This window comes from Rhizobium sp. CRRU65, assembly GCF_048551595.1.
In the GTDB taxonomy this organism is placed as follows: Bacteria; Pseudomonadota; Alphaproteobacteria; order Rhizobiales; family Rhizobiaceae; genus Rhizobium; species Rhizobium leguminosarum_J.
Map to the genome: position 1 here is coordinate 381,575 of NZ_JBLYZH010000005.1, position 13,359 is coordinate 394,933.

Consider the following 13,359-nt stretch of genomic DNA (forward strand, 5'->3'; position numbering starts at 1 on the left):
ACTGGTGCTTGCCATTGCAAAAGCCCTCAGCAAATTCGCGTCGCCTGCTGACAGTTACGTTGACGGAGAGTGATTGCGGGAAGTGCGTTCAGTGGTAGCCTTGCGAATAAAAAACTTCGTGAGCAGGGGCCGGAAGCCAAAATGCGAACTTATTGGCTGCAAAGATGAAGGATAGAAATGTCGAACGCTCACGCACTGGAGATGCCACAGTTCCAAACAACGCCGTCAATCCATCCATCTTTGAACGGTGGAGAGCTAAGCCCGGCTTCCGCGAGGGCGCTATTCCAGGCCGACAGCCGACCGGAAAGGAACGGTTGCGACCAGCGAGCCTTCTTCGGTCATGATCTCGAAAGTCGCTCCGTCTGCCGGATCGCCCCTCCGGATCCCCTCCGCCACTATTTCACGAGCGGCCGCGACCGCTTCCTCCCGTGCCTGTTCAGGCGAAGCCAAGTCGATGCCTTCTAAATCTTCCTCGAAGACATCGTTCCGGCGGATGTGGAAAAAATACTTCGGCATGGTTTGCTCCACCAACGAGAATCCCACCGAACCTCTCGATAGCAAAGTTGTTCCACCCGGGCTGTCGATTGACCACATTCAAACCTAGCCGCATGAGACTCAGAAAAAAGCCCCGCGTAAAAGGCGGGGCGAGTTGGGGAAGTTTGGAGGAGTAGGCCGCGTAAAAGGAAACGGATGCGTGGCCCATCGGCCTTACTCTCGGCGGCCACTCTTGTTCCTTCGTCGGCAGATTTAAATCAGGAGGCCGCGCAGAGCGTTACCGAAGGCATTGGATGAGAGGAAACACCAAACAACCTTGCCTCCGCGCGGCCAATCCCCTGGGATGGTGGATCGCGGAGAGTGCAAGGGCGTTGTGCAAGGAAACATGGCTTCCCCTCCCGCGATCCGCCTTTCTAACCGGGCGCGTGCGATACCGGTTCCTGCGCGGTTCCGCACCAATCGTTGGAGAAGCGGATCGCGGTGACTTGGCGGAGGCTCGCGGCAACCGTTCGCAACCGTACTGATGGTTGTCCTTGGGAGGTTAATGCAGTACCAGTTTTCCTATCGCGGTCCGGGCGAGTTGTTGCGACGCTCAAGGAGCATGAGATGACGGACTTCAATCTCTCACTTCAGATGGACGACGTAAACGTGCTTTCCGATGCCGTCCAGACTTGGTACCGGCACAATCACGCTGCGCCGACGGAACAATCAATGCAGCTGCTTTGCAGCGCGGCGGTCGACCTCTATAATGAAGGACATAGGACGCGCGAGGAACTGGTCACGCTGCTGATCATGAAGTTTGATAGCCTTCACTCGCTGCAAGTAAACGCGCCATCGTCCGCGTCTCATCATTGACAGTGATATCGGCCATCGATGCGGAACGCCGGCTTTCGTCAATAGGTCATGAGCCCGTCGTTCCTCCGTTTCGGTTCCACTTCTTGGCGAACCCTTCCTTGAACCGCGTCTTACCGATCTCTCCACCCGAACGGTAGATATTGACTAGCAGCCGGTGCGTTTGGTCTTGCCCACCGCGCCACCGAGGTGAAATCCCTTTTCAGCCAAAGCTGTTTCAGCCTAGGTTTTGCAATCAGCGCCAGTTTCCGTTCCTTCATACACCTCCTTCCAACAATATGTCGGGAACATCCCCAGCACAAAGTGGTTAAGCGAGACATTCTCTGTGGCACAGGCTGTGGGAGCGAGCGATTGCAATCGTACAAGGAACAATGATGTACCTGGTGCTCGGACTGCTCATCGCGGTCAGCGGTTGTTCACTGACAGACCCGCAGCGGCCAATGCCAGGCAGTCTGACCTACGGCAAGGTGGTCTACTCCCGGTATAAGCCAGGAACGATCGTGAAGAACACCTTCCTCGATCAATTCGGCTACCGGGTCTTTGAGCGATATCAGGTTCAGCCAGATGGCACTCTCAAACTCACTTATCAGGTCACGGGCCCAGATTTTCTGTGGGACTGATTCAGGCGCCGCAGTACTGCCGCTGCTTTTCGCGCTCCTCGATGCCTGAAAGGACATCTTCCGAAAGCAGTGAACCCCAGTTCAGAAGTTCTCGAAACGGGTGAGGAAAATGGGGAGCAAAGATCGAAGACCGTGATAACGCCGAAGAGCACGATTTCTATCAGATTCTCGAGGCCGAGCTGACCAACAAGACGACGGTTCTTGCCGAGGACGCACCTGCCGTCATTCCTTCAGACATCTCGCTCGCTTCGCTTGTGACGATCGTCGCTGCGGAACCCAACTGTAATTCATCCGAGTGTCGAAACAGCATGGAAAACCAAACGACTGATGCCATTCTCAAAACCCCGACTGCTCTTGCTCAAATCGGCACCTTAGCAGTTCATTACGGCCTTTCGCTCGCCGGGGCCGTTGTTCTCCTCGTGGGGGGGGTGGATTTTGTCGAGCTTCGTCAGCAGGTGGGCCTACAAGGGCTTGTCCCGGATCCACGGCATTGACGAGATGCTTGCTCGCTTCTTCGAAAATGTGTTGCACTATGGTCTGTTGGTCCTGGTCTTCGTCATGGTCCTTGGACAGTTTGGCGTTCAGACCGCATCGATTGTCGCAGCCCTGGGTGCAGCCGGCCTGGCAATCGGACTTGCTTTGCAAGGAACATTGCAGAATATCGCCGCCGGCATCATGCTTTTGGTGCTTCGGCCGTTTCGGACTGGGGAATACATCGAGACGTCCAGCGTCAAGGGCAAAATGGTTGAAGTTGGCTTGTTTGCGACTGAACTGAGAACGGCGAACGGACTATACTTGATGGCTCCGAATTCGAACCTCTGGAACACGCCGATCCTCAATCACAGCCGCGAACCGGACCGGCTACAGGAGCTTTCCATCGCCATCGGCAATGATGTCGATGTAGGGTCTGTCAAAAAAATCATCCTCGATATCGTCTCAGCCGATCATCGCGTCAAACAAAATCCCTCGCCTCGCGTTCTTTCCGATGACCTGACGGCCGACAAGACGACGCTCAAGATCGAGTACTGGACTTCGACCAGCGAGTGGACGGATACCCGGTACGACGTCATCGACAGCTTGAAAGACGGGTTCGCTGAAAAAGGGATTCCTATCAAGTGGGAGATCATTGTGACGAGTACTTGTCATCGCTTCGTCGCGTCCTGGCGCGCCCTTAACTTCCGAACCTCGATGCCTTGCGTCAACCGTGCCAGTTGCGAAGCGCCCGTGCCCGTGGAGCATCGGCGTTCCGTCGTCAGCGCGTCCGAGAGCGTTGATAAGTCGTTCTCAAGCGCTCGGAGGCGCACTCGACTGTTGCAGCCTACCGGATCGAGGAGCCGCCCTTGGAACCTTTGCCGACCTTTATTGTTAGCGGCATCTGCAGGCATATGCCTTCTTTTGAAGGGTTACCAGGAGTAGGAGTAGGGCCGACAATCGAGAAGGTTCACCCAAATGCAGCTGTCATCCTATGTGGCCGCTGGCATCATTGTCGGCCTCATCGTCACCGCGGGGCTCGATCTCGATCCGGAGATTGAGTGGGGGGTGACGGGCGGCATCAACATCAAGCCAACTCGGAGGACCGCGATGACCAAGAAAGATGGCAAGACCGCTGCCGAGGTGCGCGGTCGAATCCAATCAGGAGACAGTGGAGACATCAGGTCGGGATTTGACCCCGCAGCCGCACCCCTCGAAACAGATGCTGAGGCCGCCGGTCAGCCGATGAGCCACGAAGAAATCGAAACGGCGCTTCATACCCAGAGCAGGGGAGCGGCCGATCGCCAGCGCGACTACGATGTCGCCATGCGTGAACCGGGGAGTGCAGAGACCACACCCCAGACGACGCGCTCTAACCCTCTGCGCATCTTCATCGCCACACTGGCTCTTGTTGCGCTGGCAGTTGCGATCGCGAGCTGGATTTACACCTGACAAGCTAGGTGTAGGATTGCCGAAGCCGCGCAGTTTCAAAGACGGCGCAGGCCATCCCACTGACATGAGCCCCAAGCTTGACAAAAGGGTAGGCAAAGATCTTACGCCAAGCGGAGCCTCTGGCAATTAAAAGCCGCTCAACCGTATCGTCACTACTGCGCGACCAGAACGGCTCCCATCATGATTGCGCAGAGGAGTCCAAGGATGTTCAAGCCGAGCGTGACGAACTCGCTGATCTGCTGACGGTGGGGATGGCATTGCTCCGCATTTCCGAAGACTGCAATAGCCCCGCCAATCATCCAGCAGGTCAGTGTCAATGTCCCAAAAACAAGTGCCAAGTTCATCGCTTCGATCATCCGGTCCTTTGTATGGGGCACAAAACCGGTACATGACCGTTTTGTTCCCGCCGTCGAAACTCCGTCCGGTAGAGTACGTCGCTCAGCGCAACCTGCTCGTGACATGGCAACGAGCAGGTGCTCGCTTGATTATTGATCATCCAGGAATATCCGCTGCCTGCTGGAAAGTGGAGGTGCGGGAACGTCGTGCAAGCCGTCACGACGCCTCTTTTGGGACGCCATGGAACTAAGCGGCGTGGCCGTTGTTCGGCGATTTCCACCGAGCCAAGGTAAAAAAGGGAAATCCTTTGAGCGAATTGCGCCAGGAGTTTGAACTTCGAAGAGATTCTCTGCCGACGGGCCAGGAGAACGAGTGGATTTTGCCTCGTCGAACGATGTCATCGGTGGGTGGCTCTTCGACACCGCAAAGTTCGGATTCGTCGCGGCCGCTGGTCATCGACCTCGATGGCACCTTGGTTCGATCCGACCTTCTGATCGAGACCGCCTTTTCTGAACTCAGGCGCCGCCCCTTTTCCATCGTTGACCTTGTCCTGGCAACGTGCAGGGGAAAGGCATGCCTCAAGCACCGTCTTTCCACACCGGCGGATTTCGATCCGGCTATCCTGCCCTTTGATCCCGAAGTTCTGAACTTGATCCATACGGCGCGGCATGAGGGACGTCAGGTCTATCTCGCATCCGCGACTCACGAGCGCCTTGTCTCGCGCATTTCCGACCATTTAGGTGTCTTCAACGGCTGGTTTGCAACCGACGAGATGACAAACTGCGCCGCCGAGTTGAAGGCGGAAAAGCTCGTCGCGGCCTTTAGCGATGGCGGCTTCGACTATGTCGGCAACGACGCGGCAGATCTGCCTGTATGGCGTCATGCCGGAAAAGCGTACGCAATTCGGTCGTCCGCCAGGGTTGCTCGGCGATTGTCGCGCCAATGCGACAATGTCGAACATCTTGCGCACGACAGACCGACCTGGCGGACTTGGGCGCGGTTGCTGCGGGCGCATCAATACGTCAAGAACGGGCTCGTCTTTATCCCGTTGCTGACAAATCAGCTCTTCGACGTCCATAGTCTCGCCAATGCCGCTCTGGCTTTGATCGCCTTCTCGCTTTGCGCGTCGAGCGTCTATGTGCTGAACGACCTGGTCGACCTTCAGGACGACCGCGGACATCGCAGCAAATGCCGCAGGCCGCTCGCTTGTGGCGAGATCCCGCTCTCACACGCGCTCATGGCAATCCCCGTTCTCCTTCTGCTGTCGTTTATGGTCGCCCTGACGATTACACCCGCCTTCATTTTGGTGCTCGCCGGATACTTTGCGTTGACCACCGCCTATTCGTTCGTTCTGAAGCGGAAGATGATCCTGGATGTCGTGACCCTTGCCGCTCTTTACACCGCACGCGTGGTAGGAGGGTCGGCGGCGATCTCTGTTTGGCCTTCTCCTTGGCTGCTCGCCTTCATGATGAGCTGGTTCCTATCGCTTGCACTCGTCAAGCGTTACACGGAGCTCATTTCGCGCCGAGCCGCGAACCTACCCGACTCCAAGAGCCGCGACTACAAGAATGGTGACATCGGCATGGTCGGCGCGTTGGCGGCCGGGGCCGGTATGAACGCGCTCACATTGTATGCGCTCTACGCTGCAAGCGACAGCGTGCAGGATCTCTACACTCGGCCAGGGATTTTATGGCTGGCTGGACCAATCCTGGCTTGTTGGATTGCCCGCATCCTGTTGCTGGCCCATAGGGGACTGATGCATGACGATCCGGTCGTATTTGCGATCAAAGACAAGGTGAGTCTTGCGACTCTGGGCGTTGCCAGCGCCTTTGTTGTCGCCGCACTGTGAGGTGACCGAGATGCGTTCCCACTATGGGGGTGAAGGAATCCCGCCCCGGATCGCAGTTCGCTATGTCGTGTTCGCGATCGTCTCGACTTTGGCAAATTTTGCGATTCAGGCGGCTGTCGTGAAGATCTACCCGTCGCAAAGCCTCGCGCCGTCAATGCTCGCGGGCACTGCGGCTGGATTCGGGCTTAAGTACTTCCTCGACAAAAGGTGGATCTTCTTTGACCGATACGAATCGCACGGCGACGAATTGCTCAAGATCGTCCTTTACGGCCTGTTCAGCGTCGTGACGACAATCATATTCTGGGGATTCGAAATCGTCTTCTGGATAGTGTGGAGAACGGATGTTGCGAAGTATGCCGGCGGCGCGATCGGTCTGGCGATCGGTTACGTCTCAAAATTCGCGCTGGACCGAAAATTCGTTTTCAAGTTGGAGGGGGCGTGACAGACCGATGGAGGGATGGGGACGTTATCCACGCCATAAAAGTGAAGTGATTGATTGCAGGCTGCCGGAGACGCTGCCTGGACTGGTGTCATCGCGCGCGGGTCTGATTGCTCGCGGCAACGGCCGCTCGTATGGAGATGCCGCTGTCGGTGAGCATCTCACTTTGACCTGCGGCGGATTGAACCGGATGAAAAGCTTCGATCAGGTGACTGCCTCCCTGACCGTCGAAGGTGGCGTCATGCTGTCAGAGATTCTCAGGTCGTTCATCCCCCGGGGCTATTTCCCCCCAGTGGTGCCAGGAACGAAGTTCGTCACGGTTGGAGGAATGATCGCATCCGATGTGCACGGGAAGAACCATCATCGCGACGGTGGCTTTGGAGAGCACCTTAGCGAAATCAAGCTGGTTGTTGCCGGTGGCGAGATCCTTACCTGCAGCAGAACCCAGAATTCCGAGCTTTTTTTCGCAACGGTCGGTGGTATGGGCCTGACGGGCATCATCGCTGAAGCTACTTTTACGCTGAGGCCCATCACTACCGGGTGGATTGTCCAAAACCAAGTCGTGACAGAAAACCTTGGCGATACGCTGAAAGCCTTGAAGCAGACAGATGACGCGGCCTATTCCGTCGCCTGGGTCGATTGCCTTTCGCGGGGCGCTTCGCTCGGCCGCTCGCTGATCTTTGTCGGAGAGCACGCCATCGCGAACGACATCGCTCAAATGCCAAAGGCAGCGCTATTGCCTCACATCAAGGCAGCCCGTTTTTCACTGCCGGTCGATCTGCCTGGTTGGGCGCTCAACAAAGCGAGTGTTTCTGCATTCAACGAACTTTACTATCAGGCGGGTGCCCGCAAAGCAGGCCGAGCCTCGTTGGTCGACTGGAACAGCTACTTCTTCCCGCTTGATGGTCTGCTCGAATGGAATCGCCTCTACGGCAAGCGCGGCTTTCTGCAGCATCAATGCGTGGTGCCTGACGAAAACGCACTTGCGGTTCTGAGCAGTATGCTCGATCGTTTCGCTCGTTCTGGGAAAGCCTCGTTCCTGGCCGTTCTGAAAAGGCTGAGGGGTGGCGCAGGCCTTCTGTCATTTCCGGCGCCAGGGTATACCCTCGCGCTCGACCTGCCGGTCGCGCCCGACGTGTTCCAGCTGTTAGACGAAATTGACAAGCTGGTTGTCGCGGCGGGAGGACGGCTCTATCTCGCCAAGGATGCGAGGCAATCCCGCCACACATTCGAAGCCGGTTACCCCCAACTGCAGGCGTTCAAGGAGGTGCGACGAACAACGGGGGCTGACCGACACTTTAGTTCCCAGCTGGGAAAAAGGCTTGGAATATGAAAGCCATCGGCAAGACATTGCTCCTGATTGGCGCGACGTCGGATATTGGTCGTGCGACTGCCCTGGTCTATGCCGAGGCGGGCTGGGACGTTCATTTGGTCGGACGCAGGCGTGAGCTTGTTCAACGCGAGGCCGATGACATCGTCACGCGCACCGGCGCCTCCGTCGCAGCCCATGAACTGGATATTCTTGATACCGGCCGCTTCGAAGAGTTCCTGAGCACCGTGTCGCCATTGCCTGACACGGCCATTTGTGTCGTCGGCGAACTCGGCGAGCAGGCCCGCGCCGAAAGGGAACTCGAACACGCCGCTCTGGTGATGCGGACGAATTTCGAAGGACCGGCTTTGATGCTCGGCCTCCTGGCAAGCCGGTTTGCCGCGCGTGGGTCCGGCACCATCGTCGGCATAAGTTCGGTCGCCGGCGACCGCGGGAGAGGATCAAACTATGTGTATGGCGCCGCGAAAGCTGGCCTAACGGCGTTCTTGTCCGGTCTCAGGAACAGACTATTCACAGCCGGGGTACGCGTCCTCACCATTAAACCCGGTTTTGTCCGAACGGGGATGACTGATGGAATGAAGCTTCCACCAATGCTTACGGCCGAGCCTGCAGAGGTCGCTCAAAGGATTTTCGCCGTTGCCGATGGCAGCAAGGGAGGGGACGTCGTCTATGTCAGACGGATTTGGTATCCACTCATGGCGATAATCCGAGGCGTCCCGGAACCGATCTTCAAAAGGTTGCGGCTGTGATCGAAGCCGGCGGAACAAGAGGTAGATTGCGCTGTCCGTCTTGTCGGTTTTTTCCGCGCTTCGATGCGGATCGAGACCTGCACCCGGGAAGGATGGGGTCTAGATGAAGCGCCGCCTTTTTTCCGCACAAGTTGCGCTCCTGGTGGTCGCGGTTATTTGTTCCGCGATGCTTGCCCTTCCTGGACGGACCATTAACACCGCTTTCATCAACGACGTTTTGGTATTCATTGATGGAGCGCATCGTATTGCTGTTGGGCAGGTGCCAAACCGTGATTTTCACACGGCGCTCGGACCATTGGTCTTCTATATCCCTGCCCTTGGCTACTTCCTGTCCGGAAATTTCGGCGCCGCGATACCGATAGGAATGGCGCTCCTGATCGTCGCGTTCATGCCTGCGATGATCCGTGTCCTTCTTTCGCGCCTCAGCTCGCCGTTAGCCATCGCCTTGGGCATATTCCTGATTCTTATTCTCGCTGTCCCTATCAATCTCGGAAGTCCGGTCCGGCTTCTTTCTTTCGCGATGTTCTACAATCGCATCGGCTGGGTCGCTCTCGGGCTCATCCTGGTTTTGTACCTGAAGCCGAGATCCGACGCCGCGCGCAACGACGTTGCAGACATTCTCGCGACGGCTTTTCTTCTACTTGTCCAATTCTACACGAAAGCAACCTACGGACTCTGCGGCGTGGCCTTTTTGATCTTCTTGTTGTTGGACCGGCAGCAACGTTCCTGGATCCTGCTCAGTCTGCTCCTGACCGTACTGGCAATGATCGTAATCGAGTTCTTCTGGCGCGGCACGCTTCATCATATAGAGGATCTGCGGGCCGCCGCACGGGTCAGCGGTGATCACGACGTTCGCAGCATACTGAAAAATGTCCGTGAGAATCTGTCGGATCTGGTGGTTTTCACGGTGTTTGCGCTGGTTGCCTTCTGGCACATCCGCAGCCTTCGAGACCTCCTCTACAGTGGCTTCTGCGTGGGTGCCGGATTGGCAATCATCAACCAGAACGCCCACAGCTGGGGTATCATCACCCTCTATTGCGGAGCGGCCGTCGTCGTGGAAAAGGCACGGCGCTTTCAATCTGTCGATCCAAGCGCGCAAATGGAGAAGCCTGCTCGTCTTGCCGCTGCACTACCGCTGCTTCTGATCTTCTTTCTGTTGCCGCCCATCGTCCATCATGGAGAGGCGATCGCTCTCCACACGGCTCTTGCGGCGGAGAATGTGGGCAAGCCCCTTGGCCCTCCGCTTTTTGAGGACGTCCGGGAAATCGACCCGCCCGGTGGCGAGCCTGATTTCATACAGCGCTACCTCGATAGTATCGAAAGTGGGGGGGCCCTACTTCAGGCCCTGCCGATTCCGCTCGAACGGGTGTTCGTGCTCGATTTCGTCAACCCCTTTTCAGCGGGTCTCGGGATACGTCCTCCCACAGGTGACACTGCGTGGTTCCACTGGAACCGCAACATCAATGAGAAGGCTTACATCCCACCAGAAGCACTGTTCGCCGACGTGAAGATTGTGATGGTGCCGAAGACTGGCATCAATAGCCTGCCTTTGCAGGAGCTGTATGGCCCCTTCATTTCGAAGAATTACGACATGGTGCAGAAAACGCCGGAATGGACGATTTACCAGCGACCACAGACCGCGTTGGAAAGCGAGGCGCGATGACCCAGGCAGTGAGGTCGATGCCGGAGCAGGAAGGCGCATCGCCACGGGCGGGCCGCCAAACCGTCTGGTGGACCGCCATCGTCCCATTTGCTCTGGTGCTTTCAGCTCTTCTCGCTCTGCCCAGCCAGACGATCACCTCCAAATACGTCAACGATCTGTTTGTTTTTCTCGATGGTGCGCATCGCATCTGGTCGGGACAAGTTCCGAACGTGGATTTCCATACGTCGCTTGGAGCGCTCACCTTCTATATTCCCGCTGTCGGCTATGGCCTTTCGGGAAGTATGGGCGGTGCGATGCCAGTGGGAATGGCCATAGTCACCCTCCTGTTCGCGGCCGTTGCCGCGGCGATCCTCGGCAGCCGCATGCACAAGGCGCTCGGTTTGCCGTTGGCAGCTTTTCTGCTTTTGCTCGTCGCGGCTCCTGCCAATCCTGGAGAACGGATCGGCGATCTCACATTTGCGATGTTCTACAATCGGCTGGGCTGGTCTTCGCTCGGTCTTCTTTTGGTCATGTACCTGCCCCGCCTAACCAGCGCTGGGAGCAAGGCCGTGGATGCCGCCTGTGCAAGCTTCCTCGTATTGTTCATGCTCTACACGAAGATCACCTATAGCGTTGTAGAGCTCGCATTTCTGGTCTTCCTGGCAACCGACCGACGTCAAATCGGCTGGACGGCGCTGGCGTTCGGGATGATCGCGATAAGCGTCATTGCCATCGAACTTTTCTGGCGCGGCAGCCTCAATTACCTCGCCGATCTGCGCCTTGCGGGCGAGAATAGTGGCGGGCTGCCGGCCCTCGGCGCTCTGGGGTACGTTTTCCTGAACAATTTCGCTGACCTCACTGTCTACGCGATTGCCGCCGGCATCCTTCTTGTCCTCGCACCAAGCTACCGCCGTCTTTTTTTTATCGGTTTTTGCGTCTTAACCGGTGTGCTGCTGATTGAACAAAACTTTCAACGCGCGGGCATCCTGACGCTGGGGCCGAGCGCTGCTGTCATCACTCAATCTCTTTTGAATGGCGAGCTTTCCCGACTGCACCGGAAGGCTCGCCTCGTCCTATCGCTTCTGCTGGCATTTCTGCTTGTGCCAGCGGCGATAAGCAATGCCTCGGCTGTCGCCATTCATGCCCGTTACGCCATCGCCGGGCAGGGCGAGCCTATGCCGCTGCCGGAATTCTCGAGAATTCGGCTCGTCGAGACATGGAGTATTGGTCAGTACGACTACTTTGTGCAGTATAATCGCACTCTGGCTGAGGCGTCGGACGTGCTGTCCCAGTTGGGCGCTCGCCAAGCGACTGTCGCCGTATTGGACTTCGTCAATCCCTTCTCGGCCGGCTTGGCGCTTCCGCCGCCTATTGGCGACAGCGTCTGGTATCACTGGGGACGGACGCTCGGTCCCGAATACCATCCACCCGCGGAGGAGATGTTCGCACACGTCGACCTGATCCTCGATCCCAAGTGGCCCATCGAAATCTGGACGGCGAATGGCATGCGCGACATTTTTGCTCACTATATCGCCCGCCATTACGACAAAGTGCGGGAAACAACGAATTGGCGCATCTACCGCAGGAACACTGGACAGCGCATGGCCTTGCGCGCTCAGCAGCGGTCAGGCCGCCGGATGACTGGGAGAATCTTATTGCTCTTGCCTGTTCAGGAGCAACGGATATGGCTCGACACTTCTTCAATGCTCATGACGGCATTCTATTCGGATACGCCCAGAGCACCCGGCCTCCACAGCGCCCGCAGCGAGGCCGAAAGATGGCGCGCAATCGGCGTCTCTGCGCTCCCATACAAATGACTGGTGAAAGGACACACAGTCCTAGTTCGCCGAAGCGATCCGCGAGTCCCGACAGTTGGGCTTCCGCGGGATCTTGATGCTCTCGTTCTCCGCCGCCTGTTTCGCCGCCTCCGGATAACCGTTGGTCTTGGTAGATCCTTGCGGCGCGAGCGAATCTCCTTCGTCAGCTCCACACCGTTTGCCGCCTGGCATCATCTGCATGGTAATGATTCGCCGCCAACGGCTGCCCTATCCATTGCCCTCGCGGCGGCCGCCCGATTTACGCGCAGCGGAAGCGTTTCATACAGGAGATCAATGGTCTCGACGACGTCTTGATCTCCTGGACGAATGGCCGCAAAACAACCGCGACATCGTCTGCGAGGTGATGTTGGACGCATGCAGGAAGGCAGCAAGCGGCCAACTTCCGGCTCAGGCTGTCGCAGACAATTTTCGCCGGTTCCTAAAGAAGCGCGGCATACTTGCCGACATCAAAGACGCCCCATCGCATCTGCGCCCAGCCCGAGACCGGAGTTTCTCCGGCGTGTAGCTGTTTAGGGCGCAAGCGGACGTTTGGGCTTCTAGCCACCAGCTTTGGTGATTTCTGCCACTGGCGGCTGCTTGCGCGTGTGGTTTAGACAGGTCCGATGAAACAATTCGCTCCGAAGTTTGCGAGCTGCAGAATCAAACAAGAGGGAATTTCATGAAGCCGTCGTATCACCCGATACACAAGCTGGCTTCGGCTGCCGTAAATATCGATCAGCGGCGTAACGTCGGTGACATCCTCCTCGACCAGCGATGACGATCCCTGGCGCTCCTCCAGCGGCTCGGTCATCGCCGCGAACAGGGTCAGCTTCCGATCCCGATCCCGGGCTCGATCTTCTCCACAAAACAGCTTCGTCAGCCACACGACATCGCGCACTGGCTTCACCGTGCTGGACGGATCGCCGGCCGCGTACCGTCGACCTCTTCGAAATCAGGTGCTCGGCGGACGCCAAGGCCGCGCCTCTGCAGCTCTTCGATCAGTTGCAGGACCAGCCGGCCGACACATGGCGATCTTCGCCACCATGGCGAATTCGCCGCCCTGCAGGTGATCGGCACCCTCTGTGTCCATGACGATCCCATCGACCGCTCCCCCGAAAGCATGACACTCACCCGCCACCGCGTGGTCGACGCCGTCGGCTGCGCGACATCAGCAGCCTCCGCCTGCCGTCGCCAGCGTCGCACGGCAAGCACCATGGTGCCGGTTCGGTCCGCCGACCTCATGATGCTCTTGTTCAGTAGTCAGAGCCAAGCCAACCTTGACTGCCAGCGATCAATGTCGGCCCTCT

General features: G+C 57.6%; 11 protein-coding genes and 3 pseudogenes. 10 read left to right on the plus strand and 4 right to left on the minus strand.

Annotation, left to right across the window (positions count from 1 at the left end; translation table 11 throughout):
• Positions 1-279: 279 nt before the first annotated feature.
• Positions 280-516: a DUF6894 family protein gene (locus ACM5SV_RS13380; RefSeq protein WP_003555408.1), complete on the minus strand. Its 237-nt coding sequence runs from the start codon at positions 514-516 to the stop codon at positions 280-282.
• Positions 517-1,101: 585 nt separating this feature from the next.
• Between ACM5SV_RS13380 and ACM5SV_RS13385 the strand changes: the two genes are divergently transcribed.
• From ACM5SV_RS13385 to ACM5SV_RS13400, 4 genes and pseudogenes are all read left to right on the plus strand, one after another.
• Positions 1,102-1,350, plus strand: coding sequence for a hypothetical protein (locus ACM5SV_RS13385; protein WP_003555407.1), 249 nt, complete (start codon positions 1,102-1,104; stop codon positions 1,348-1,350).
• 368 nt (positions 1,351-1,718) lie between these two features.
• A complete protein-coding gene (locus ACM5SV_RS13390) occupies positions 1,719-1,967 on the plus strand; it encodes a hypothetical protein (protein WP_221964734.1) in 249 nt (82 codons plus the stop codon).
• A 308-nt stretch (positions 1,968-2,275) separates the two neighbouring features.
• A pseudogene (locus tag ACM5SV_RS13395) lies at positions 2,276-3,077 on the plus strand (mechanosensitive ion channel family protein); the annotation flags it as partial.
• A 339-nt stretch (positions 3,078-3,416) separates the two neighbouring features.
• Entirely contained in the window at positions 3,417-3,890 is a 474-nt protein-coding gene (locus ACM5SV_RS13400; RefSeq protein ID WP_419425302.1) for a hypothetical protein, read from the plus strand.
• A gap of 152 nt (positions 3,891-4,042) precedes the next feature.
• On the opposite strand, the gene ACM5SV_RS13405 is transcribed toward ACM5SV_RS13400, so the two are convergent.
• Positions 4,043-4,246 (minus strand): hypothetical protein, encoded by a 204-nt coding sequence (locus ACM5SV_RS13405; protein WP_003555403.1) that lies wholly within the window; start codon positions 4,244-4,246, stop codon positions 4,043-4,045.
• Between the two features lie 374 nt (positions 4,247-4,620).
• Here ACM5SV_RS13405 and ACM5SV_RS13410 point away from each other — a divergent pair, with 374 nt between their 5' ends.
• The 6 genes from ACM5SV_RS13410 to ACM5SV_RS13435 all read left to right on the plus strand — a co-directional run bounded on the left by ACM5SV_RS13410 (position 4,621) and on the right by ACM5SV_RS13435 (position 12,052).
• Positions 4,621-6,075 (plus strand): UbiA family prenyltransferase, encoded by a 1,455-nt coding sequence (locus ACM5SV_RS13410; RefSeq protein WP_003555402.1) that lies wholly within the window; start codon positions 4,621-4,623, stop codon positions 6,073-6,075.
• A gap of 10 nt (positions 6,076-6,085) precedes the next feature.
• Positions 6,086-6,517, plus strand: a complete 432-nt coding sequence (locus ACM5SV_RS13415) for a GtrA family protein (protein WP_003555401.1) — start codon at positions 6,086-6,088, stop codon at positions 6,515-6,517.
• A gap of 7 nt (positions 6,518-6,524) precedes the next feature.
• Positions 6,525-7,847 (plus strand): FAD-binding oxidoreductase, encoded by a 1,323-nt coding sequence (locus ACM5SV_RS13420; RefSeq protein WP_003555400.1) that lies wholly within the window; start codon positions 6,525-6,527, stop codon positions 7,845-7,847.
• Complete coding sequence (locus ACM5SV_RS13425; protein ID WP_222017500.1) at positions 7,844-8,593, plus strand: SDR family oxidoreductase; 750 nt, start codon at positions 7,844-7,846, stop codon at positions 8,591-8,593. Before ACM5SV_RS13420 ends, ACM5SV_RS13425 begins: the two co-directional genes overlap by 4 nt.
• A 103-nt stretch (positions 8,594-8,696) precedes the next feature.
• Positions 8,697-10,256 carry a hypothetical protein gene (locus tag ACM5SV_RS13430; RefSeq protein WP_003555396.1) on the plus strand — a complete coding sequence of 520 codons (1,560 nt, stop codon included), beginning with the start codon at positions 8,697-8,699 and terminating at the stop codon, positions 10,254-10,256.
• Entirely contained in the window at positions 10,253-12,052 is a 1,800-nt protein-coding gene (locus ACM5SV_RS13435) for a hypothetical protein (RefSeq protein ID WP_419425303.1), read from the plus strand. The genes ACM5SV_RS13430 and ACM5SV_RS13435 overlap by 4 nt, the downstream gene beginning before the upstream one ends.
• Before the next feature lie 670 nt (positions 12,053-12,722).
• On the opposite strand, the pseudogene ACM5SV_RS13440 reads toward ACM5SV_RS13435, so the two are convergent.
• Both ACM5SV_RS13440 and ACM5SV_RS13445 read right to left on the minus strand, forming a co-directional pair.
• A pseudogene (locus tag ACM5SV_RS13440) lies at positions 12,723-13,075 on the minus strand (DNA polymerase Y family protein); the annotation flags it as partial.
• 84 nt (positions 13,076-13,159) lie between these two features.
• Positions 13,160-13,285: pseudogene (locus ACM5SV_RS13445) on the minus strand (damage-inducible mutagenesis protein); the annotation flags it as partial.
• Positions 13,286-13,359 lie beyond the last annotated feature (74 nt).

Excerpts from the sequence above, each read along its gene's own strand:
- ACM5SV_RS13380 (WP_003555408.1), bottom strand. The coding sequence starts at position 516 with ATGCCGAAGTATTTTTTCCACATCCGCCGGAACGATGTCTTCGAGGAA.
- ACM5SV_RS13385 (WP_003555407.1), top strand. The coding sequence starts at position 1,102 with ATGACGGACTTCAATCTCTCACTTCAGATGGACGACGTAAACGTGCTT.
- ACM5SV_RS13390 (WP_221964734.1), top strand. The coding sequence starts at position 1,719 with ATGATGTACCTGGTGCTCGGACTGCTCATCGCGGTCAGCGGTTGTTCA.
- ACM5SV_RS13400 (WP_419425302.1), top strand. The coding sequence starts at position 3,417 with ATGCAGCTGTCATCCTATGTGGCCGCTGGCATCATTGTCGGCCTCATC.
- ACM5SV_RS13405 (WP_003555403.1), bottom strand. The coding sequence starts at position 4,246 with ATGATCGAAGCGATGAACTTGGCACTTGTTTTTGGGACATTGACACTG.
- ACM5SV_RS13410 (WP_003555402.1), top strand. The coding sequence starts at position 4,621 with ATGTCATCGGTGGGTGGCTCTTCGACACCGCAAAGTTCGGATTCGTCG.
- ACM5SV_RS13415 (WP_003555401.1), top strand. The coding sequence starts at position 6,086 with ATGCGTTCCCACTATGGGGGTGAAGGAATCCCGCCCCGGATCGCAGTT.
- ACM5SV_RS13420 (WP_003555400.1), top strand. The coding sequence starts at position 6,525 with ATGGAGGGATGGGGACGTTATCCACGCCATAAAAGTGAAGTGATTGAT.
- ACM5SV_RS13425 (WP_222017500.1), top strand. The coding sequence starts at position 7,844 with ATGAAAGCCATCGGCAAGACATTGCTCCTGATTGGCGCGACGTCGGAT.
- ACM5SV_RS13430 (WP_003555396.1), top strand. The coding sequence starts at position 8,697 with ATGAAGCGCCGCCTTTTTTCCGCACAAGTTGCGCTCCTGGTGGTCGCG.
- ACM5SV_RS13435 (WP_419425303.1), top strand. The coding sequence starts at position 10,253 with ATGACCCAGGCAGTGAGGTCGATGCCGGAGCAGGAAGGCGCATCGCCA.